The following is a 20278-nucleotide window of genomic DNA, read 5'->3' as shown; positions in this document are numbered from 1 at the left end:
GGAAGTGCTTACCGTACGGGCAGAAAAATCCCGGGGCGGGCGCCTCTTGGACGAACCGTGAGCCGTTCGCACTTCGGTTCCGCGGCGAGCGGGCGTAAAATCCCCGTTTTCCTTTGCGGTAAATCCATGACACCCCCGATCGACAAGCCGGCCTTTCCGCCGGCCGTGCGCCTGGAAGGCAGTACGGATGCCTTGCCCCTCTCCCCCGCGCTGGGCGTCAGCCTCGATGCGACACGCATGCCCAGGCGTTCGACCCTGGTCGACCGCCGCGTGCTGCGCATTACCGCAGTGTCGATCGTTCTGGGCGTCGCGGCGGCAATCATTGCGCAGTTGCTGACCGGCCTGATCGGCCTGGTGACCAACCTGGCCTTCTATGGCCGCGTGTCGACCGCGTTTTCCTCGCCGGCCGGCCACCATCTGGGCGCCTGGGTGATCGTGGTGCCGGTGATCGGTGGGTTGCTGGTCGGAGCCATGGCCCGGTGGGGCTCGCGTGCGATCCGCGGGCACGGCATTCCCGAGGCGATGGAACAGGTGCTGCTCAACGAGTCGAAAATCCCGCCGCGCATCACCTTCCTCAAGCCCGTGTCCTCGGCGATCGCCATCGGCACCGGTGGCCCGTTCGGTGCCGAAGGTCCGATCATCGCTACCGGCGGTGCGCTGGGGTCGTTCATCGGCCAGCTGCTGCGGGTGACCGGCGGCGAGCGCAAGGTGCTGCTGGCCGCCGGCGCCGCAGCCGGCATGGCGGCGGTGTTCGCCTCGCCGGTGGCGGCGGTGGTGCTGGCGGTGGAGCTGCTGTTGTTCGAACTGCGTCCGCGCTCGCTCATTCCCGTGGCGTTGGCGACCGTGGCAGCCACCTCCGTGCGTTATGCCTTCCAGGGCGCCGCGCCGGTGTTTGCCATGCCGCACCTGGCCGAACCCGGGGCCGTCGCGCTGGCCTGCTACGTCGGTGTCGGTGCGTTGCTGGGCCTGATCAGCGTGGGCGTCACGCGGATCGTCTACGGCATCGAGGATGCGTTCGAGAAGCTGCCAATCCACTGGATGTGGTGGCCGGCGCTCGGCGGCCTCGCGGTGGGCGTGGTCGGCTACTTTGCACCGCTCACGCTGGGCGTGGGTTACACCAACATCGAAGGCATCGTCAGCGGACAGTTCACGCTGCACACGCTGTTCTTCCTCTGCGTGATGAAGTTCATCTCCTGGTCGATCTCGCTGGGCAGCGGCACCTCCGGCGGCACACTGGCGCCATTGTTCACCATTGGTGGCGCCCTGGGCGCGTTGATCGGCCTCGGCCTGGCAGCGATGCTGCCCCAGTTCGGCATCGACCCGCGTATCGCCGCGTTGGTGGGCATGGCGGCGATCTTCGCCGGGGCGTCCCGCGCGCTGCTGACGGCAGTGGTGTTCGCCTTCGAAACCACCGGCCAGCCGGCCGGCCTGCTGCCGCTGCTGGGCGGTTGCACCGCGGCCTACCTGATCTCGGCGCTGATGATGCGCAACACCATCATGACCGAGAAGATCGCCCGCCGCGGCGTGCGCGTGCCCTCCGAATACGCTGCCGACTACCTCGACCAGGTGGCGGTGGGCGACGCCTGCTCGCGCGGCGTGGTGACACTGCGCACGACGCAGACCCTGGGCGAAGTGCGCCATTGGCTGGGCGAGGGTTCCCCCGAGGCCCAGCACCAGGGCTTCCCGGTGGTGGACGAGCATGAACAGGTGGTGGGCGTGCTGACCCGGCGCAGCCTGCTCGACCCGCAATGGTCCTACTCGCTGCCGCTGGCAGACCTGGTCACGCGCCCGCCGATGATGGTCAAGGAGGATCACTCGCTGCGCGAGGCCGCCGATCACATGGTGGCCGAACAGGTTGGCCGGCTGATCGTAGTCAGCAAGGATGCGCCGCACCGGATGGTGGGCATCATCACCCGCGGCGACCTGTTGAGCGCGCACAAGCGTCGCCTGCAGGAAGCCCGCCAGGCCAGCCGCCACCTGCGCTTCGGCAGGAATGGCATGCGCACGGCCTAGCGGCGCTGGACGTCCTCCCTGCGGGGAGGACGTCCACGCAGTTACATCTCCTTGTCGCCGACCAGCACGATGTCGGCCGGCCGTCGGGCGAACAAGCCGACGGTGACCACGCCCGGGATCTGGTTGAGTTCGGACTCGAGCGTGACCGGGTCGGTGATCTGCCAGCCGTGCACGTCGATCACCCAATTGCCGTTGTCGGTGACCACGCCGTCCCGCCACACCGGGTGACCGCCGCGCTTGACGATCTCGCGGCCGACCAGGCTGCGCGCCATCGGGATCACCTCGATCGGCAGGGGAAAACGGCCGAGCAGGTCTACGCGCTTGGCCGAATCGATGATGCACACGAACCGCGTGCTGGCCTCGGCGATGATTTTCTCGCGGGTCAGCGCGGCACCACCGCCCTTGATCAGGCGCTTGTGCGGGTCGCATTCGTCGGCGCCGTCGACGTATAACGACAATGGCCCTGTCGCGTTGAGGTCGAGCACGTCGATGCCATGCTGCCTGAGCAACGCCGTCGACTGCTCGGAGCTGGAGACGGCACCGTGGATGCGGTGCTTGATGCCGGCCAGCGCCGCGATGAAAAAGGCCACGGTCGAGCCCGTGCCGACGCCGACGATGGCGCCATCCTCGACATAGCGGACGGCGGCCTCGCCGGCGAGACGCTTTTCATTGCTGGTCATGGAAGGTTTCCTTGGACGATGTGTGCACGTCTGCCTTGGGCAGGCGTCGGATAGCTATTCGAGCGCGAGGATGAACTCCCAGTCCTGCGCGCCGACCGGCATCACGGACAGCCGATTGCCCTTGCGCACCAATGCCATCTCGGCCAGCGCCGGCTGGCCCTTGAGCTCGTCGAGCGTGATGACGCGCCTGAGCTTGCGTACGTACTTGACCTCGACCAGCATCCAGCGCGGGTTGTCGCGCGAACTGGCCGGGTCGAAATATTTGCTCTCCGGATCGAACTGGCTGGGGTCCGGATAAGCCTCGCTGGCCACCTGCGCGATACCGGCGATGCCCGGCTCGGCGCAGTTGGAATGGTAGAAGAACACCTTGTCGCCCTTGCGCATGCCGTCGCGCATGAAGTTGCGCGCCTGGTAATTGCGCACGCCGTCCCACGGCTCGTGCTTGCGCTGCTTCAGGTCGTCGATGGAGAACGTGTCCGGCTCGGACTTCATCAGCCAGTGGGTGTAGGGGCGCTCGCTCATCGGTTGGATTCCGGGTGGCAGTCGATCAGCTCGCGGTCGGTTGCGACGTAATCGAGCGGTACGTCCCAGCGTTCAGGCTTGATCACCGGCAGTTCCTGGAAGCCGTAGGCGATCCCCACCAGCAAGGGTTCGGTAGGACGCGCCTGGTCTTTGAGGAAGGCGAAGCTGCGGTCGTACCAGCCGCCGCCGTAGCCCAGCCGATGGCCATGGCGATCGAAGCCCAGCAACGGCACCAGCACCAGGTCGAGCTGGAACGGCGCGAACCACTCGCGCGGCGCTACCGGCTCCGGAATCCCATAACGGTTCGGCTGCACCTCTTCACCGGCGGCCCAGGGTGCGAAACGCAATTGACGGCTATCGTCCAGCACGGGCAGCAGGAAGCGTTGCCCACGCGCGGCCAGCGGCGGGATCACCAGGTTGAGGGGCAGTTCGCCGTCGCATGCCCAGTAACCGGCCACGCGCGCGTCGGTGTGGTACTCGGGCAGCTGTTCGAGGCTGTGCCGCAGGCCCTGGGCGGCGGTGATGCGCTGGGCCGGCGTGAGTGCGCGCCGCTGGGCGGACAGGTGCTGGCGCAGTTCGCGGCGTTGGTCGGTGGCGTCCACGATGCGCATCTCCTGGTGGACGGCGCGACGCGCCGCTCGCGCTCCCGGCCGGCGTTGCATCAACGTCGGCCGGGGCGGGGAAGAGGTGGCGTCAACCGCGATGCCGCTGCCCACCGAACGACCTTGATCCCTTTGGATCAGGTGGGAGGGCTACATGGCCTAAAAGGCTTTCCGCACGCGGCGGACATGCACAACAACCATGTGAAACCGACCCGGGGTCGTATGTAGGAACAAGGCAAATGTAAGAGTGTGCTGGCGCACACCGCAGAAAACGCCGGGGTCTATCTTACTTGCGCGTCGAGCGCCGCTTCAAGCTTGCGGCGCAGGGCGGCGAGGCCATCAGTCACGCTGCGATCAGCCCCGTCGTGCTGCTTGCGCAGGGCGAGGTATTCGTGGGTGATGCTGATCGCCGCCAACACCGCCAGGCGGTCGAAACCCGGGGTCCTGGCGTTGGCGCGCAGCTCGCGCATCTTCTGGTCGAGAAAGGTGGCCGCGGCAAGCAGGCCCTCGCGCTCGTCCGGCGAGCAGGCGATCAGGAATTCGCGGTCGAGCAGGCGCAGCGCGACCGGCTCGGGGGCGGGAGAGGGCGTGCTGCTCATCAGCCGTTGTTCTCGAGGGCTTTCAACCGTTGGATCATCGCCTCGACCCGGGTGCGCGCCTGGTCGTTGCGCGCCATCAGGCCCGCCCGTTCGTTGGCCAGCTGTTCCTGGCTGTGCCGCAGGCTGCGGTTTTCCTCCTGCAGCCGACGGACGAGCTCCAGCAGCCGGTCCAACTGCTGGTTCAGGGTGGCCAATTCCTGCTGGACGGGATCGGGCGTGCTCATGGCGTGAAATATAGCAAGCCTGTCGCGGGAAAAGGGTGCGGCATTGCGCTGTCCCAGGCGCCACGCGTGGGCGTCGGCGATTAGACTTGGTGGCCGCTATCCCGGAGCATTCCCATGAGCGCCACCGACTTCCTCGGTTACGACGAGCTGGACGCCGCCCTCGTGCGCCTGCGCATTGGCGCCGACGCCAGCGAACTGCACGGTTCGCTGTGCGGCTACCTGGCCGGTGGCGGTTCGCTGGACAAGCAGCCGCTGCTGGCGGCGCTGGAGTTCGAGGGAGGCGAGGCGTTGGTGCCGGCCCCCCACGACCAGGCCCTGCTCGAACGGCTGGCGACGCAATCCCGTGGCGAGCTGGCCGATCCCGAACTGGGCTTCGAGCCACTGCTGCCGGCCGACGACCGCCCTCTGGCCGAGCGCGTCGATGCGCTGGTGGAGTGGTGTCGTGGCTTCCTCGGCGGCTTCGGCCTGGCCGGCGTCGGCGCGCACGCGCAGCTTTCGGACGAGGCGCAGGAGATCCTGCGCGACCTGACCACCATCGCCGGTTCGGCTTTTGATTTCGGCGACGAAAGCGAGGACGAGGACGCGCTGATCGAAGTGCACGAATTCGTGCGCATGGGCGCCATGTTGCTGTTCGCCGAGTGCCACACCGCCCAACGGCCGGCCGGCGATACGCTGCATTGAGCATCGGAACGGCCGAGTTCGCGCGCCGCCGGCGCCAGCTGATGCGCATGGCCGGCGGCGACGCGGCGTTGCTGGTCGCCGCCGCGCCCGAGCGCATGCGCAATGCCGATGCCGCCTGGCCGTACCGGCAGGATTCGGACTTCCACTACCTCACCGGCTTTCCCGAAGCCGACGCGGTGCTGGCGCTGCTGCCCGGGCGCGCGCACGGTGAGGCGGTGCTGTTCTGCCGCGAGCGTGATCCGGCGCACGAGCGCTGGCATGGCGAGGTGGCCGGCACCGAACGCGCGGTCCGCGTCCATGGCGTGGATGACGCCTTTCCGATCGAGGACATCGACGACATCCTGCCCGGGATGATCGAGGGTCGCGCGCGGGTCTACTGCCATTTCGGCCGCGAACCGGACTTCGACGCGCGCCTGCTCGGCTGGATGCGCCGCCTGCGCCAGCTGCGTGGTGGCGGCGTCGTGCCGAAGGAATTCGTGGCGCTGGGCCACCTGCTGCACGACCTGCGGTTGTACAAGTCGCGCGGCGAGCTCAAGTTGATGCGCGACGCGGCCTCCATCGCGGCCGAAGCGCACCTCGCCGCGATGGCCGCGGCTTCGCCCGGCCGCCTGGAGTACGAGGTCGAAGCAGAGCTGCTGCGGGTGATGCGAAGCCGCGGCGCGGTGCCGGCGTTTCCGCCGATCGTCGCCGGTGGCGTCAACGCCTGCACGATGCACTACCTGGCCAACCGCGCGCCGCTCAAGGACGGCGACCTGCTCCTGATCGACGCCGGTGCCGAGGTGGACTGCTACGCCTCCGACATCACCCGCACCTTCCCGGTCAACGGTCGCTGGACGCGCGAGCAGTGCGCGCTGTACGAGGTGGTGCTGGCCGCCCAGCAGGCGGCGATCGACGAGGTACAGCCCGGCTGCCCGTTCGACGCCGCGCACCACGCGGCGGTGCGGGTGATCGCCGAGGGACTGTGTGCGCTCGGGATACTCAAGGGCCATGCCGACGCGGCCATCGAAAGCGGTGCGTACAAGGCCTTCTTTCCTTCCAAGACCGGGCACTGGCTCGGCCTGGACGTGCATGACGTGGGCGACTACCGGGTCGACGGCCAGGCGCGCCTGCTCGAGCCGGGCATGGTGGTGACCGTCGAACCGGGTATCTACGTACCGCCCGACGTGCGTGGCGTCGCCGAGCGCTGGCGCGGCATCGGCATCCGCATCGAGGACGACGTGGCGGTCGGCGCGGACGGCAACACGGTGCTTACCGCAGCGGTGCCGAAAGAGCCGCAGGAGTTGCTGCGGGTGCTGAGCAGGCGCTGAGCCTGGTGCAGCCCTCCTCCAGCAAAACCCGTGCGCGCCGAGCGTAGCCCGCAGGGCGAAGGCGAAGCGTTTGCTCGAGCTTCATGGCCGAATCCTTCTGCTTCGGAAGGGGCTGCCGACTGGCGGGTGAAGGTACGGGCGGGGCTGAGCGCCGGCGGGCCCGAAACGCTCCGCAACCCCTCTCCCGAGGGAAGGGGATCGAGCCTCAACCCGTTCCTGCGCCCGCTATCGAGCGAATCCGTGCTGGCTGCCTGCGACGCCTTGCCGCGCGGCGGCCTGTCGCGATGCCGCGGCCGTCACGCCCCGGGCGCCTATAGTCGCCGACGCCCTTCCATCGGGAGTGAAGCATGCCGACTGCCGAGTTCCTCTCGCGCCTGCAGTTCGCGTGGGTGATGTCCTTCCACATCCTGTTCCCCGCCTTCACCATCGGCACGGCGGCGTGGCTGGCATTCATCGAGGGCGTGTGGCTGGTCAAGCGCACCGACCTGTGGCGCGACCTGTATTTCTTCTGGCTGAAGATCTTCGCTGTCGCCTTCGGCATGGGCGTGGTGTCGGGCATCGTGATGAGCTTCCAGTTCGGTACCAACTGGGCCGGCTTCTCGATCGTCGCCGGCAACGTGGTCGGGCCGCTGCTCAACTACGAGGTGCTGACCGCGTTCTTCCTCGAGGCCACGTTCCTGGGCGTGATGCTGTTTGGCTGGAAAAAAGTCAGCGACGGCATGCATTTCCTGGCCACCTGCATGGTTTCGCTGGGCACGCTGCTCTCGTCATTCTGGATCATGTCGGCCAACAGCTGGATGCAGACGCCCGCGGGCTACACCATCCGCGACGGCGTGTTCTACCCGGCGGACTGGTGGCAGGTCATCTTCAACCCGTCGTTCCTGGTGCGCCTGCCGCACATGGTGCTGGCCGCGTTCATTTCCACCGCGATGGTGGTCGGCGGCGTGTCGGCCGTCTATTTGCTCGAGCGGCGATTCGTCGACCGTGCCGGGACAATGCTCAAGCTGGCACTGGCATTCCTGGCCATCGTGATCCCGGTCCAGATCGTGATTGGCGACATGGCGGGGCTGAAGGTGCGCGAATACCAGCCGGCCAAGCTGGCTGCGATCGAGGCACGCTGGACCACCGAAAGCAGCGTGCCGCTGGCGTTGTTCGCGTGGCCCGACGAGGAGGCGGAGGCCAACCGCTACGCGGTGGAGGTGCCGCACCTGGGCAGCCTGATCCTGACCCATTCCTGGAACGGCCAGGTCAGGGGACTGAAAGACTTCCCGCGCGACGAGCGACCGCCGGTGAAGATCCCGTTCTTCTCCTTCCGCGTCATGGTCGGCCTCGGCCTGCTGATGCTGGCGCTGGCCCTGGTGGGCCTGTGGCGATGGAAGCGCGGCACGCTGTTCTCGGGGCGCTGGTACCTGAAGGCCTGGGTGGCGCTGATCCCGTCCGGCTTCATCGCGCTGCTGACCGGCTGGTGGGTGGCCGAGGTGGGCCGCCAGCCATGGGTGGTGCAGGGGCTGATGCGCACCACGCAGGCGGCGACGAAGCTGCCAGTGGGTAGCGTGCTCGCCTCGCTGATCACGTTCGTGGTGGTCTACATCGGCATCTTCGGCGCCGGCATCTGGTACCTGCTCAAGCTGTTTCGCGACGGCCCGGTACCGGCGCCGCAGCGCGGGCAACCGGCCACGCCGGTGCATGGCAGCCACCACCGCACGCCGGCGCGTCCGCTGTCGGCACCCGACGACCCGATGGGAGACTGACGATGGACTGGGCGACCATCCTTCCGGTGGTGTGGTTCTTCATCATCGGCTTCGCGGTGATCATGTACGTGCTGCTGGATGGCTTCGTACTCGGGTTGGGCATCCTGCTGCCGTTCGCCGACGACGAGCACCAGCGCGACCACATGATGAACACCGCCGCGCCGATCTGGGACGGCAACGAGACCTGGCTGGTGCTCGGCGGCGCGGGCCTGCTGGCGACCTTCCCCAAGGCCTATGCGGCAGTCCTATCGGCGCTGTACCTGCCGATCCTGGTGATGCTGATCGCATTGATCTTCCGCGGCGTGGCGTTCGAGTTCCGCTTCAAGGCGCACACCTCGCGCTGGCTGTGGGGCGTGGCCTTCAGCGTGGGCTCGGTGCTCACCGCCTTCGCGCAGGGTTTGATCCTGGGCGCGCTGGTCGAGGGTATGCCGCTGACCGGCGGCAAGTACGTGCAGGGTGCATTTGGCTGGTTCAGCCCGTTCGCGGTGATGACCGCGGTGGCGGTGGTTTTCGGCTATGCGTTGCTTGGCGCGACGTGGCTGATCCTGAAGACGGAGGGGCGACTGCAGCGGATCGCCTTCGACCTGACCCGGCCGCTGATGCTGGCGGTGATCGGCTTCATGCTGATGGTCAGCGCCTGGCTGCCGTTCCTGGACTCGCAGCTGATGGAACGCTGGTTCACCGGCGCGCACATCCTGTGGCTGTCGCCGGTGCCGATCCTGACCGCGCTCAATGCCATCCTGCTGTGGCGGGCGGTGCTGGCTAACCGCGAGGTGCAGCCGTTCGTGCTGGCGCTGTGCTTCTTCGCGCTGGGCTTCATCGGCCTGGTAGTGGGCATGTGGCCGAACATCGTGCCGCCGAGCATGACCATCTGGGACGCCGCCTCGCCGCCGTCCTCGCAGGGCTTCGTGCTGGTCGGGGCGGCCTTCCTGATCCCGGCGGTGCTGGCCTACACCGTGTATTCGTACCGGGTGTTCCGCGGTAAGGTGCTGGCCGGCGAGGGCTACCACTGAGGCCTCCCCCGGCAGCGCGCCGGGGGAGCGGACCGGTCAGGCGAGTTGGGCGAAGGCGTCGCGGGTGAGGTTCTCCGGTTCGCCGTCGGTGCACACCACGTCGTCCTCGATGCGGATGCCGCCGTAGGGGCGGAAGGCATCGACGCGTGCCCAGTCGACGTTCCTGGCGACAGGGTTGGCGCGCAGTTCATCCAGCAGCATGTCGATGAAATACAGGCCCGGCTCGATGGTCACCACCATGCCCGGCTCTAGCACGCGGGTCATGCGCAGGTAGGGATGGCCTTCCGGCCGCGGGATGCTGCCGCCTCGCTCGCTCTGCTGGAAGCCGGCCACGTCGTGCACCGCGATGCCGATCGGATGGCCCAGGCCGTGCGGGAAGAACGCGGAGGTCACGCCGCTGGCGACCGCTTCTTCCGCATCGATGCGGATCAAGCCATGCTCGCGCAGCACGCCGGCCAGCACGTGGTGGGCGTGGATGTGCAGTTCCGGGTAGCTCTGGCCCGCGCGCACCTTGGCCGCGAAGCCGCGCTGCGCGGCGTCGACGCTGCCGATCAGTGCCTGGAACTCGCCCGCGCCGTCAGCGGCGTAGGTGCGGGTGATGTCGCTGGCGTAGCCGGCGCAGCTGGCGCCCGCGTCGATCAGGAGCGAGCGGTGCACGGCCGGCGGCCGGCGGTCGAAGTGGGTGTAGTGCAGCACCGCGCCGTGTTCATTGAGGCCGACGATGCTGGCGTAGGGCAGCTCCGCGTCGATCTGGCGCGCGGCGGCGAGGTAGCACATGTGGATGCCGAACTCGCTCTGGCCCTTGCGGAAGGCCGCCTCGGCCGCGCGGTGCGCGCGCGCGCCGATGCGGTTGGCCTCGCGCATCAGCGCAAGCTCGTAGGGCGTCTTGTAGCTGCGGTGCCAGTGCAGGTAATCGAGCACCGGCTGCGGGTTGTTTGCCTCTACGCCCTCGATGGACGGGCAGGCTGGTCCGATCACCGCATTGCCGCCGCCCTTGGGCAGTGCGGCGATGGCGTCGGCGTTGCTGCGCACCACCTGGATGTCGAAGTGCTCCACCCAGTAGCCGCTGGGCGCGGCCGGCACCACGTGCCAGTAGTCGCGCGGCTGCACGAACACCAGCTTCGGTTTCGCCCCCGGGGCGTACACGATCCAGCTACCCGGCGCGTCGGTCATCGGCAGCCAGTGGCGGAAATGCGGGTTGGAGACGAACGGGAAATCCTGGTCGTCGAGGAACTTGTTCAGCGGCGTGCCCGCGGCGATCAGCAGACGATCGAAGCCGCCGATGGCGAGCGCCTGGTCGGCGCGTTCGCGCAGGGTGGCCAGGTGCTGGGTGTAGAGCGGGGCGAAGTTCTCGGTCATGTGGCGTCCTTCATCGGTGGCAGGCGCGGGGGCTTGCCTTCGGGGAGTCGACCATGATCGCGCGGCAGCGGGCCGAGGGCCAGCCGCAAGCCTGGACTCGGCAGGTCAGCCAGGCATTTCCAGCCAGCGTTGGAGTTGTGCGGCCTCGTCCTCGCCGATGGCGATGATCCGGTAGCCGGCCCAGAACTGGCCGGGCATGGCGGCTTCCTCGTGCCACTGCTCCTGCACGCCGACCTCAATCGTCGGCGGTGCCTCCCCCAGCCCGGGCAGCGGCAGGCGCAGCTGGTAGATCGCCTCGTTGCGCGGCGCCTCGCTGCCGATCAACAGCATCCCGCTGGCCGAGAGGTTGCCCAGCTGGCCCATGCGCCGGCCACTGATCGCGTCCACCACTTCGGCGGCGATGTTGACCGGCTTGCGGTGAGCGCGGCGGCTTTCCTGCGGATTGGGCGTCACGAACGGGCTCCGGGCATCGGGTTGGCCTGGCGCAGGCTGTCGGCCAGCGAGCGCACGGCACGGTCCAGGTCACTCTCGTTAACGGCCGGCAGCTCGCGGACTTTACCTGCGCCGATGGCCTCGGCCAGTTCCGCCAGGGTCATCTCCTCGGCGCGCTGGCCCTGGCGCGTCACGAACAGGCCGCGCGCACCGCGGGGCGAGTACCAGGCCAGCTTGCGGCGGACCCGGCCGCCGCCGGCCTCGGCGAACTCGAACCAGGCTCCCGCGTGCTGGCTCAGGCGCTGGTGCAGTCGCAAGGCCTCGGCGGAAGGCACCACCGGTGCGGCTGGCGACGGTGCGCCCGGTTCGTCCAGCCCGCGGCGCTGCTTCAGGCGCATGGTCAGGCCGCTGGCCGGGTCCGGCGCATCGGCTTCCTGCAGCATTGCGCCTGCGCCGATCAGCCGATGCGCGATCTGGTCGGCCTCCTCGCCGTGCATGCCGATCTGCTGCACGCCCGCCACCACCTCGGCCTGCAGGGTTTCCAGGTTGCCCGGCGGCAGGCGGCCCAGCAACTGGTCGGTGATCACCAGGCGGCGCGCGAAGGTTTCGCTCTGCTCGCCGTGGCGCAGCAGGGTCAGCGCGAGCACGTCCGACCAGGCGTGTTCGAGCAGCGCCCGCAGCGCGGCGCGGGGCGGCGCCTTGGCAAGCAGGCCGGCGAGCAGCTCGGCGGCGCGGCGGCGCGCCTGCTCCAGCCGCTCGCGGCCCTGCATGGCCTCGACGTGGCGCCGCTCGGCGACCTGCGCCTTGCGCTGCAGTGGCTCCAGCTGACCGTCCAGGTCGGCGCGCAACGCGGCATACAGCGCCGCTGTCGGTGGTTCGCTGTCGAGACGGGCGAGCAGCGGTTCCAGCACCAGGCTGCTGTCGCTGCCGTCCAGCCAGTCGCGGACGGCCTCGAGCAATTGCTCGAGCAACCGGCGGGCTGGCTGTTCGGGACGGTCGAAGAAATCGCCCTCGGCCACGGCCGCGGCGAGCATCGGCAGCTGTACGCGGTCGAGCAATGCGTGGGCGGAGGACATGGGCGGCAACTGTCGGCGCAAGGTGTCGAACAGCCGCGTGCCCAGCTCCAATGCATCGTCGCCTTCCGGGGCCGGCAGGATCGGCGTGGCGTCCATCGGCTGGCCCGCGTTGAGCTGGTCGATCAAGGCCTCGCGCAACCGCTGGGGCTGTCGCAGCAGGCCGGCCTCGGCATGGTGACCGCGTTGGTGGTGCAGGGTGAGCAGCGCAGCCTGCAATTCGTCGGTGCTGGCGAAGCGTGCATGGCCGGATACCGGCCGCGGGCCGCGCTGGCGGGCGAGCCATTCGCGCAGGCCACCGGAGCGGGAAGAGGATGCTGCTACCTCCGCCGCCGGCGGAGCGGCGGGTGCCCCCGGCGACGGGCGCGGGCGGCGCGGAGGCCGCGGCGTGCGCGGCAGCGGGAACGGCCGCAGCCGGGGGAGAATGCCAGCGGACGCCAGGTGGTTGTTGATCACTTCGTGCAACGGGGTCAGGCCCTGGATCAACCGGCCTTCGACGGCCTGCAGCAACAGAAGGTGATGCTCGGCCGGCAAGCCGAGTGCGGCACTGGAGTCGCGGAACGCCTTGGCCATCGCCTGCGGTCCCAGCGGCATCGACTCGCTTTCCAGCGGCGGCGAGCCGATGAGCACCGCCAGCCGATAGCTCAGCTCCACCAGCAGCGGCCCCCCGCGTGCCGCGCTGCGGGCGACCAGCTGGTCAAGCGCGGCGGTCATCTCATGCTCGAGCGGGTCGAGCAGGCTCAGGGTCAGGCGTGCGGGGGGTGCCTTGGCGGCGGTCGGCTGCGCGCCCAACTGCAGCAACGCCCGGTCGATGCAGTCGATGAAGCCTTGCTCGAAAGCCCTCCGTTCCGCCACCAGACGCTGGCGTGTGGCCTGGTAGCGCTGCTGCTCGATGTGGCTGCGGGTGCCCGCCGCGTGCTCGTGCAGCGCGCGGTCGAAGTCGCCCAGGCAGACCTTGAGCGGCTCGGACAGCCAGTCCCGGCAAAGCAGCCGGATTTCGTCGATCAGCTGGCGCGTCTTCGCCGGCCAGTGCGCCGGTGGGGCGCCTGCGCCCGGGCGATGCCGGTCCGGTTGTTCGACATCCATGGGAAGCCTTGCCGTGCCACGATGCCTGCGAGTCTATGCCGATGAGGCAGGCGCGTCACGGCGACTCATTCATGCGCGCTGCAGCCATTGCACGAGGGTCACTGCGTCCTGCGGCGCGATCGCAATGATGCGATAGCCGACCCACACCTGGCCGGCATTGGCGGCCTGGTGCCACTGCTCCTGCAATCCCAGCTCGATCGCGGCCGCCGGGCTTTCGCCCAGCGGCAGGCGCACCTGGAACACCGCCTCGCTGCGTGGGCGACCCGGGGCGATCAGCAGCACGCCGCTGGCGGACAGGTTGCACAAGTGGCCCAGTGGGCGGGCGCTGATGGTATCGGTAACCAGCGGCGAGGCCGCCGCGCGCTTGCGCGGTGCGCGACGCTGTTCGAGCGGAATGACTTTCGCGGTCATGCGCGCGCGGTGGGGCGCTGCAGGCTACCGGTCAGGGCGCGCAAGGCGCGGTCGAACAGGCCGTCGCGCGGCGCTACCAGTTCGCGGACCCGGCCGCTGGCGATCGCCGCGGCCAGCTCGCGCAGGTTCATCTCGACCACGCGCTGGCCGCGGCGATTGACGAACAGGCTGTTGCCCGACAGCGGCGAGAACCAGGCCAGCTTGCGTCGCGAGGCCGCGCCGGTCTCCGGGTCGATGAACTCGAACCAGCTGCCGAAGGGCAGCTGCCGCAGGCGGTTGTGGATGCGCGCCTCCTGCGGACCCAGCGGCGGCTCGGGTGCCGGCGCGATCGTAGGCTGGGATTCCTGCCCGCGCTGCTCGCCCAGCCGTTGGCGCTGTTTCAGGCGCAACGCCAGGTCGGTCGCGCTGGGCGGCTCGGCCGCCGCAGCGTAGGCCGCCAGCGCCGGCATGTCGGCCGCAGCGGCCGCTGCCGGAGCGGCGGCAGGTTCGGTCGGCTTCGCGGCGCCTGCGTCACTGCCGATCAGTCGTTGCGCGACCTGCTCGGCCTCTTCCGCCTGCATGCCGATCTGCTGCAGGTGGTCCTCCACCGTCATGCGCAGGCCCAGTGAATCCTCTACCGGCAGCCGGCCGAGCAACTGGTCGGTGATCCGCAACCGTTCGGCGAACGCGTCGCTTTGCTCGCCGTGACGCAGCAACGCCAGCGCCAGCACGTCGGACCAGGCACGGTCGAGCAGGGCGCGCAGCAGGCCGCGCGGAGTGCTTTCGGCAAAGCGCGCCGCCAGTACCTCGGCCGCGCGCCGACGCGCCTGGTGCAGGCGTTCGCGACCTTGCATGGCCTCGACCTGACGGCGTTCGGTGACCTGCGCCTTGCGGCTGAGCTGGGACAGGTGGTGGCGGATGTCGGCCAACAGGCTGGTGTAGAGGCCGGCGCTGGGCTCCTCGCGTTGCGCCCGGGCGACCAGGCGGCTCAACTGCGCGGCCAGGTCGGGGTCGATGTCCTTGCCGTCGCCCCAGTCGTGGGAGGCCTCGGCCAGGGTGCCGAGCAGGTGGCGGGCCGGGTGCTCGGCACGCTCGAAGAAGCTGCGGTCGGTCATCGCTACGCGCAGGATCGGCACCTGCAGGTCGCCCAGCAGTGCGGTGGCGCCAGGCCCCTGGTGAAGCTGCTGGCCGAGCTGTTCGAACAGTCGGGCGACCAGCTCCACGGTGTCGTCCTGCTCCGGGCTGAGGCCGGTGCGGGTGGCTCCCGCCGGCCTGCCGGCGTTGAGGTGGGCCAGCAGCTCCTCGCGCAGACGCTGGGCGCTGCGCAGTTCGCGACTGGCGCGGTCGGTGACCTGCGCCAGGTGGCGCTGCAAGGCACCCAGCGCGGCTTCCAGCTCGCCCGGGGTGGCGGCGGGGCCGCTCGCGGTGTGGACCTCGCCGGCGCGCTGGCGCGCCAGCAGGTCGCGCAGGGTTTCCAGCACGGCGATGGGTTCGTGGCTGGCGGCCGGCGCGGCCTGTGTCGGTTCGGAGGCCGGGGCGGGCGCCTTCATCGAAGGTGGCGCTGGCGGCGCGTTGGCCGGGCGCGCGCCGGCAAACGCGCGCAGGTGCGGGAGGATGCCGTCGGCGAGCAGGTGCGCGTTGGTCGCTTCGTACAGCGCCGGCAGCACCGGCGCCAGCTTGCGCTCGAGCACCTGCACCAGCATCAGCTGGTGTTCCGGCGGCAGATCCAGCGCGGGCATCGCCTCGCGCACCGCCATGGCCAGATTGTGCGGCGACGCCGGCATCGCGTCGCCTTCCAGCGGCGGCGCACCGACCAGCACCGCCATGCGATAGGAGAGTTCGGCCAGCACCGGGCCGGTGTGGGCCTCGCCACGTGAAGCGAGCTGCTCGAGCGCGGCGCTGAGTTCGTGTTCGTGCCGGTCGAGCAGGCTAAGCGACGGCGTCACGGCAAGGCGGTCGGACGCCTCGCTGGACTGGCCCAGGCGCTCGAAGCTGGCGTGGACGTGTTCGGACACCAGCCGCAGGAAGGCGGCGCGGTGGCAACGGACCATGGCGCGGCTGTCGAAGCAGCGTTGTTGGTCCAGGTGGCTGCGCGAGCGTTCGGCTTGCTGGTAGAGGTTGTCATCCAATGCATCCAGCCCTTGCAGCAGCGCCGGTTGCAGCCGCGCGTCGCACAGGCCGCGCAGGTCCGCCACCAGGCGCTGGACGCGCATGGGCAGGTGGTGCAAGGCGGCCCGATCGTCCGATCCGGGCGTGGCGGCCAAGTGCTGCCTTTGCTCGACATCCATGACGCAGTTCTCGGATTCTTGACGTTTCGTAGTGTATGCGCCTGCCGTCCGGTCTGCCATAGGCCGAGTCAGGGCATGTCGGCTAGTCCAGGAACAGCCCGATCAAGTCGTTGAGGAAGCGCTGGCCCAGCAACGACGGCTGCAGCCGGTGCGGTTCGTCCTGAAGCCAGCCGCGCGCCCGGGCCTGGGCCAGGGCGGGGGCAATGCGGTCCAGCGGCAGGCCGGTCCGCTCGGCGAAGGCCTGCAACGACACCCCCTCGTGCAGGCGCAAGGCATTGAGCATGTACTCGAACGGCAGCTCGGCCGGGTCGACCGGGCCGTCGCCGCCGATGCGCGCGGGGCCGCCGGCGGCTTCCAGGTAGGTGCGTGGGTGGCGGCTTTTCCAGCGTCGACGCACGCGGCCGGCAATGGTGTCGGTCAGCTTGCCATGGGCGCCGGCGCCGATGCCCAGGTAGTCGCCGAATTCCCAGTAATTGAGGTTGTGGCGGCAGCGCCGCCCCGGGCGGGCGTAGGCGGATATCTCGTACTGGCCGTAGCCGGCGTCGGCCAGGCGCGCCTCGCAGGCCTCCTGCATGGCCCAGGCGTGGTCGTCGTCGGGCAACGGCGGCGGGTTGGCGGCGAAGGCGGTGTTGGGCTCGAGCGTCAGCTGGTAGTGCGAGATGTGCGTCGGTGCCAGGGCGATGGCGCGTTCGACGTCCGCCAGCGCGCCGTCCAGCGACTGTTGCGGCAACGCGTACATCAAGTCGAGGTTGAGATTGGCGTAGCCGGCATCCTGCGCCGACTTCACCGCCGCCTCGGCCTCGGCCGCCGAGTGGATGCGGCCCAGGCGCCTGAGCTTGTCGTCATCGAAGCTCTGGATGCCGAAAGACAGCCGGTTGACGCCTGCCGCGAGGTAGCCATCGAAGCGGCCGTGCTCGACCGTGCCCGGATTGGTTTCCAGCGTGACCTCGCAATCGCCCGTGAAAGGCAGCCGCACGCGCGCGCGCTCCAGGAAGCGCGCGATGTGCTCGGGCGCGAACAGGCTGGGCGTGCCGCCGCCGAAGAACACGCTGACGATCGGCCGCCCATGCGCGGCGGCACCGAACTCGGCCAGGTCGGCATCGAGGTCAGCCAGCAGGGTGTCGACGTAAGTCCCATAGGGAGGTGACCCGCCCCGCACGCCGTGGGAGTTGAAGTCGCAGTACGGGCACTTCTTCACGCACCAGGGCATGTGCACGTACAGCGCCAGCGGCGGCGCGAGGAGCGGCATGGCTATGCCTGCGTGGCCAGCTGGGCGTGCAGCCTGGCCAGCGCCTGGCCGCGATGGCTCAGGCGGTTCTTCAGTGCCGGATCGAGCTCGGCCGCGGACACCGACTGGCCGTCCGGCAGGAACAGCGGATCGTAGCCGAAGCCGCGGTCCCCCCGTTCGGCGTCCAGCACGCGACCGTGCCAGCGGCCTTCGGCGATCAGCGGGGCGGGGTCGTCGGCGTGGCGCAGCAGCACCAGCACGCAGATGAAGAAGGCGCCGCGCCGCTCGGCCGGCACGCCCTCCAGCGCGTGCAGCAGCTTTGCCCGGTTGGCGGCCGCGTCGCCGTGTGTGCCGGCGTAACGCGCCGAGTACAGGCCCGGCGCTCCGTCCAGGTGTTCCACGCACAGGCCCGAATCGTCGGCCAGCGCCGGCAGCCGCGTGATGCGTGCGGCGTGGCGTGCCTTCAGCAGCGCGTTCTCGATAAAGGTGGTGCCGGTCTCCTCGATGTCGAGCACGCCCAGGCTGCCCTGGGTCACCACCTCGAAGCCGCTGTCGGCGAGCAGTTCGTCGAACTCGGCGAGCTTGCCGCGGTTGCCACTGGCCAATACCAGGCGCCGCACCGGTCAGCCCTCCGCCAGCGCTGCACACTGGGCGGTGACCAGCTCGGCGATGCCTTTCTCGGCAAGGCGCAGCATGGCGTCCATCTCCTCGCGCCGGAATGCGTGGCCCTCGGCGGTGCCCTGCACTTCGATGAAGCCGCCGCCATCGTTCATCACCACGTTCATGTCGGTGTCGCAGGCCGAATCCTCGGCATAGTCCAGGTCCAGCACCGGCACGCCCTGGTAGATGCCGACGGACACCGCGGCGACCGCGCCGACGACCGGATTGCGCTTGAGGTTCTCACGCTTCATCAGGAAATTGACCGCATCGACCAACGCCACGTACGCACCGGTGATCGCCGCGGTGCGCGTGCCGCCGTCGGCCTGGATGACGTCGCAGTCCAGCGTGATGACGCGCTCGCCCAGCGCCTGGCGGTTGATGCAGGCACGCAGCGAGCGGCCGATCAGCCGCTGGATCTCCAGCGTGCGGCCGCCCTGCGAACCGCGGGCAGCCTCACGCTGGGTGCGCGTGCCGGTAGCGCGCGGCAGCATGCCGTACTCGGCGGTGATCCAGCCCTCGCCCTTGCCGCGCAGCCACGGCGGCACGCGGTCCTCGATGCTCGCGGTGCACAGCACGCGGGTGTCGCCGAAGCTCACCAGCACCGAGCCCTCGGCGTGGCGGGTGTACTGACGTTGCAGCGTCACCGGACGCAGCTGGTCGCTGGCGCGGCCGCTCGGGCGGGTCATGGTCATGCGAGGGCCTGGTTGGGCAAGGCGGGATGCGAGAGTTTACCATTGCGGCTTCCCCACCGACCGCAAGGGCTCGACGCATGATCCGCAGCATGACGGCCTACGCCAGCGCCGAAACCCAAGGTCCTGCCGGCACGCTCAGTTGCGAGCTGCGCACCGTCAATCACCGTTACCTGGAGCTCAGCCCGCGCCTGCCCGAGGAGCTGCGTGGCTTCGAGTCGGCGCTGCGCGAGCGCGTGGCCGCACGGTTGTCGCGCGGCAAGGTGGACCTGACCGTGCGCCTGCGCGGCGGCGAGGCACGCGGCGAGTCGCTGGAGGTGGACGAGGTGACGCTCGGTCGCCTGGCAACCCTGAACCGCGAGCTGGCCGGCCGCTTCCCCGGCATGCAGGTGCAATTGACCGAACTGCTGCGCTTCCCGGGCGTGCTGCGCCAGTCCGAGGCCGATCCGGAAGCCCAGCAGGCGGCGCTGTTCGAGGTGCTCGATCGCGCGCTCGATGCGCTCAGCGCCACCCGCGAGCGCGAGGGTGCTCAACTCGGTGCGATCCTGCGCGACAAGCTCGATGCGATCGAGCGCATCGTCGGCCAGGTGCGCCAGTGGATGCCGGAGATCCGCACTGCGCTGCGCGCGCGCCTGGAGGCGCGCCTGGCCGACCTCAGGCAACCCGCCGATCCCGGTCGCCTGGAGCAGGAGCTGGTGCTGCAAGTCACCCGCAGCGACGTCGACGAGGAACTCGATCGCCTTGCCACGCACGTCGCCGAGACGCGCCGCGTACTGGGCCTGAAGGAACCGGTCGGTCGCCGGCTGGACTTCCTGATGCAGGAGTTCAATCGCGAGGCCAACACGCTCGGCTCCAAGTCGGTCGATGCGCGCACGACCAATGCCGCGGTGGAGCTGAAGGTGCTGATCGAGCAGATGCGCGAGCAGGTGCAGAACATCGAATGAGCGCGCCCATGGCCGGTACGCTGTTCATCGTTGCCGCCCCTTCGGGGGCCGGCAAATCCACGCTCGTCAACGCGCTGCTCGAGCGCGAGCCGGCGATTTCGCTGTCGATTTCGCACACCACGCGGCCGCCGCGGCCGGGTGAGGAGTATGGGCGGCACTACTATTTCGTCGAGCGCGCGGAATTCGAACAGCAGATTGCCGCCGGCACCTTCCTCGAACACGCCGAAGTTCACGGCAACTTCTACGGCACGTCGCTCGCCACGGTGCAGGCCTTGCTCGATCAGGGGCGCGACGTGCTGCTAGAGATCGACTGGCAGGGCGCGGCACAGATCCGCCGCGCCAAGCCCGACTGCGTAAGCGTATTCATCCTGCCGCCCTCGCGCGCCGAACTGGAGCGGCGGCTACGTGGCCGCGGCTCGGATGCGCCGGAGGTGATCGAGCGGCGCCTGCACAATTCGCGCGAGGAGATCGGCCACGCGCATGAGTTCGACTACATCGTGGTCAATGATGGCTTCGACGACGCCCTGGCCGATCTGCAGGCCATCGTGCGGGCGGTGCGGCATCGCGGCGAGCTGCAGTGGAAGCGGCACGAGGCGCTGATTGCCGAATTGCTCGCCTGACTCGCTCCCCGTTCCTCTGGAAGAGGGGGGCGAGTGTCGGCCTGGGCGAGCAGCCTCCCGTTCGTCTGATCGAAGTTTTCCCGTGAGCCGGGCCGCCGGCCCTCTCCGTAGAGGGAG

20 protein-coding genes and 1 other RNA gene are annotated in these 20278 nt (G+C 69.4%); 7 read left to right on the top strand and 14 right to left on the bottom strand.

Features of this window, described 5'->3' with window-relative positions:
- Positions 1-126 precede the first annotated feature (126 nt).
- On the top strand, positions 127-2013 hold the full coding sequence (locus BMZ38_RS04185; RefSeq protein WP_091334569.1) for a chloride channel protein: 1887 nt from the start codon (positions 127-129) through the stop codon (positions 2011-2013).
- A gap of 41 nt (positions 2014-2054) precedes the next feature.
- On the opposite strand, the gene rpiA is transcribed toward BMZ38_RS04185, so the two are convergent.
- The 6 genes from rpiA to BMZ38_RS04155 all read right to left on the bottom strand — a co-directional run bounded on the left by rpiA (position 2055) and on the right by BMZ38_RS04155 (position 4640).
- Positions 2055-2693, bottom strand: coding sequence for a ribose-5-phosphate isomerase RpiA (rpiA, locus tag BMZ38_RS04180; protein WP_091334566.1), 639 nt, complete (start codon positions 2691-2693; stop codon positions 2055-2057).
- 54 nt (positions 2694-2747) lie between these two features.
- The gene (locus BMZ38_RS04175; RefSeq protein ID WP_091334564.1) at positions 2748-3215 is read right to left on the bottom strand and encodes an EVE domain-containing protein; all 468 of its coding nucleotides are present in this window, start codon (positions 3213-3215) and stop codon (positions 2748-2750) included.
- Positions 3212-3817 (bottom strand): 5-formyltetrahydrofolate cyclo-ligase, encoded by a 606-nt coding sequence (locus tag BMZ38_RS04170; protein ID WP_091335608.1) that lies wholly within the window; start codon positions 3815-3817, stop codon positions 3212-3214. The genes BMZ38_RS04175 and BMZ38_RS04170 overlap by 4 nt, the downstream gene beginning before the upstream one ends.
- 88 nt (positions 3818-3905) lie before the next feature.
- A non-coding RNA gene (ssrS, locus tag BMZ38_RS04165) (6S RNA) lies at positions 3906-4091 on the bottom strand.
- A 7-nt stretch (positions 4092-4098) separates the two neighbouring features.
- The gene (locus tag BMZ38_RS04160) at positions 4099-4416 is read right to left on the bottom strand and encodes a cell division protein ZapA (RefSeq protein ID WP_091334562.1); all 318 of its coding nucleotides are present in this window, start codon (positions 4414-4416) and stop codon (positions 4099-4101) included.
- Positions 4416-4640 carry a TIGR02449 family protein gene (locus tag BMZ38_RS04155; protein WP_091334560.1) on the bottom strand — a complete coding sequence of 75 codons (225 nt, stop codon included), beginning with the start codon at positions 4638-4640 and terminating at the stop codon, positions 4416-4418. Before BMZ38_RS04155 ends, BMZ38_RS04160 begins: the two co-directional genes overlap by 1 nt.
- Positions 4641-4754: 114 nt before the next feature.
- Here BMZ38_RS04155 and BMZ38_RS04150 point away from each other — a divergent pair, with 114 nt between their 5' ends.
- The 4 genes from BMZ38_RS04150 (at position 4755) to cydB (ending at position 9392) form a co-directional block, all read left to right on the top strand.
- The gene (locus BMZ38_RS04150; protein ID WP_091334558.1) at positions 4755-5321 is read left to right on the top strand and encodes a UPF0149 family protein; all 567 of its coding nucleotides are present in this window, start codon (positions 4755-4757) and stop codon (positions 5319-5321) included.
- Positions 5318-6628: an aminopeptidase P N-terminal domain-containing protein gene (locus tag BMZ38_RS04145; protein WP_175483672.1), complete on the top strand. Its 1311-nt coding sequence runs from the start codon at positions 5318-5320 to the stop codon at positions 6626-6628. The genes BMZ38_RS04150 and BMZ38_RS04145 overlap by 4 nt, the downstream gene beginning before the upstream one ends.
- Positions 6629-6975: 347 nt before the next feature.
- Positions 6976-8379 carry a cytochrome ubiquinol oxidase subunit I gene (locus BMZ38_RS04140; RefSeq protein ID WP_091334556.1) on the top strand — a complete coding sequence of 468 codons (1404 nt, stop codon included), beginning with the start codon at positions 6976-6978 and terminating at the stop codon, positions 8377-8379.
- 2 nt (positions 8380-8381) lie between these two features.
- Positions 8382-9392 carry a cytochrome d ubiquinol oxidase subunit II gene (gene cydB, locus BMZ38_RS04135; RefSeq protein WP_091334554.1) on the top strand — a complete coding sequence of 337 codons (1011 nt, stop codon included), beginning with the start codon at positions 8382-8384 and terminating at the stop codon, positions 9390-9392.
- Between the two features lie 36 nt (positions 9393-9428).
- On the opposite strand, the gene pepQ is transcribed toward cydB, so the two are convergent.
- The 8 genes from pepQ to rph all read right to left on the bottom strand — a co-directional run bounded on the left by pepQ (position 9429) and on the right by rph (position 18600).
- Entirely contained in the window at positions 9429-10751 is a 1323-nt protein-coding gene (pepQ, locus tag BMZ38_RS04130) for a Xaa-Pro dipeptidase (RefSeq protein WP_091334551.1), read from the bottom strand.
- Between the two features lie 105 nt (positions 10752-10856).
- Positions 10857-11204 (bottom strand): PilZ domain-containing protein, encoded by a 348-nt coding sequence (locus BMZ38_RS04125; RefSeq protein ID WP_091334548.1) that lies wholly within the window; start codon positions 11202-11204, stop codon positions 10857-10859.
- A complete protein-coding gene (locus tag BMZ38_RS04120) occupies positions 11201-13342 on the bottom strand; it encodes a DUF1631 family protein (RefSeq protein ID WP_091334546.1) in 2142 nt (713 codons plus the stop codon). The genes BMZ38_RS04125 and BMZ38_RS04120 overlap by 4 nt, the downstream gene beginning before the upstream one ends.
- A gap of 69 nt (positions 13343-13411) precedes the next feature.
- Positions 13412-13753, bottom strand: a complete 342-nt coding sequence (locus tag BMZ38_RS04115) for a hypothetical protein (RefSeq protein WP_091334543.1) — start codon at positions 13751-13753, stop codon at positions 13412-13414.
- Positions 13750-16020 (bottom strand): DUF1631 family protein, encoded by a 2271-nt coding sequence (locus tag BMZ38_RS04110; RefSeq protein ID WP_091334540.1) that lies wholly within the window; start codon positions 16018-16020, stop codon positions 13750-13752. The genes BMZ38_RS04115 and BMZ38_RS04110 overlap by 4 nt, the downstream gene beginning before the upstream one ends.
- Before the next feature lie 82 nt (positions 16021-16102).
- Complete coding sequence (gene hemW / locus BMZ38_RS04105) at positions 16103-17269, bottom strand: radical SAM family heme chaperone HemW (protein ID WP_091334538.1); 1167 nt, start codon at positions 17267-17269, stop codon at positions 16103-16105.
- Positions 17270-17271: 2 nt separating this feature from the next.
- The gene (gene rdgB / locus BMZ38_RS04100) at positions 17272-17868 is read right to left on the bottom strand and encodes an RdgB/HAM1 family non-canonical purine NTP pyrophosphatase (protein ID WP_091334535.1); all 597 of its coding nucleotides are present in this window, start codon (positions 17866-17868) and stop codon (positions 17272-17274) included.
- A gap of 3 nt (positions 17869-17871) precedes the next feature.
- Complete coding sequence (rph, locus tag BMZ38_RS04095) at positions 17872-18600, bottom strand: ribonuclease PH (protein ID WP_091334532.1); 729 nt, start codon at positions 18598-18600, stop codon at positions 17872-17874.
- 77 nt (positions 18601-18677) lie between these two features.
- On the opposite strand from rph, the gene BMZ38_RS04090 reads away from it, so the two are divergent.
- Together BMZ38_RS04090 and gmk are read left to right on the top strand one after the other, a co-directional pair.
- Positions 18678-19541 (top strand): YicC/YloC family endoribonuclease, encoded by an 864-nt coding sequence (locus BMZ38_RS04090; protein WP_091334529.1) that lies wholly within the window; start codon positions 18678-18680, stop codon positions 19539-19541.
- Positions 19538-20161, top strand: a complete 624-nt coding sequence (gene gmk / locus BMZ38_RS04085; RefSeq protein WP_091334526.1) for a guanylate kinase — start codon at positions 19538-19540, stop codon at positions 20159-20161. The genes BMZ38_RS04090 and gmk overlap by 4 nt, the downstream gene beginning before the upstream one ends.
- Positions 20162-20278: the final 117 nt, after the last annotated feature.

The organism is Frateuria terrea (genome assembly GCF_900115705.1).
Lineage (GTDB): Bacteria > Pseudomonadota > Gammaproteobacteria > Xanthomonadales > Rhodanobacteraceae > Frateuria_A > Frateuria_A terrea.
The sequence above is the reverse complement of the archived record's forward strand: the minus strand, read 5'-3'. Positions and strand labels throughout refer to the sequence as shown.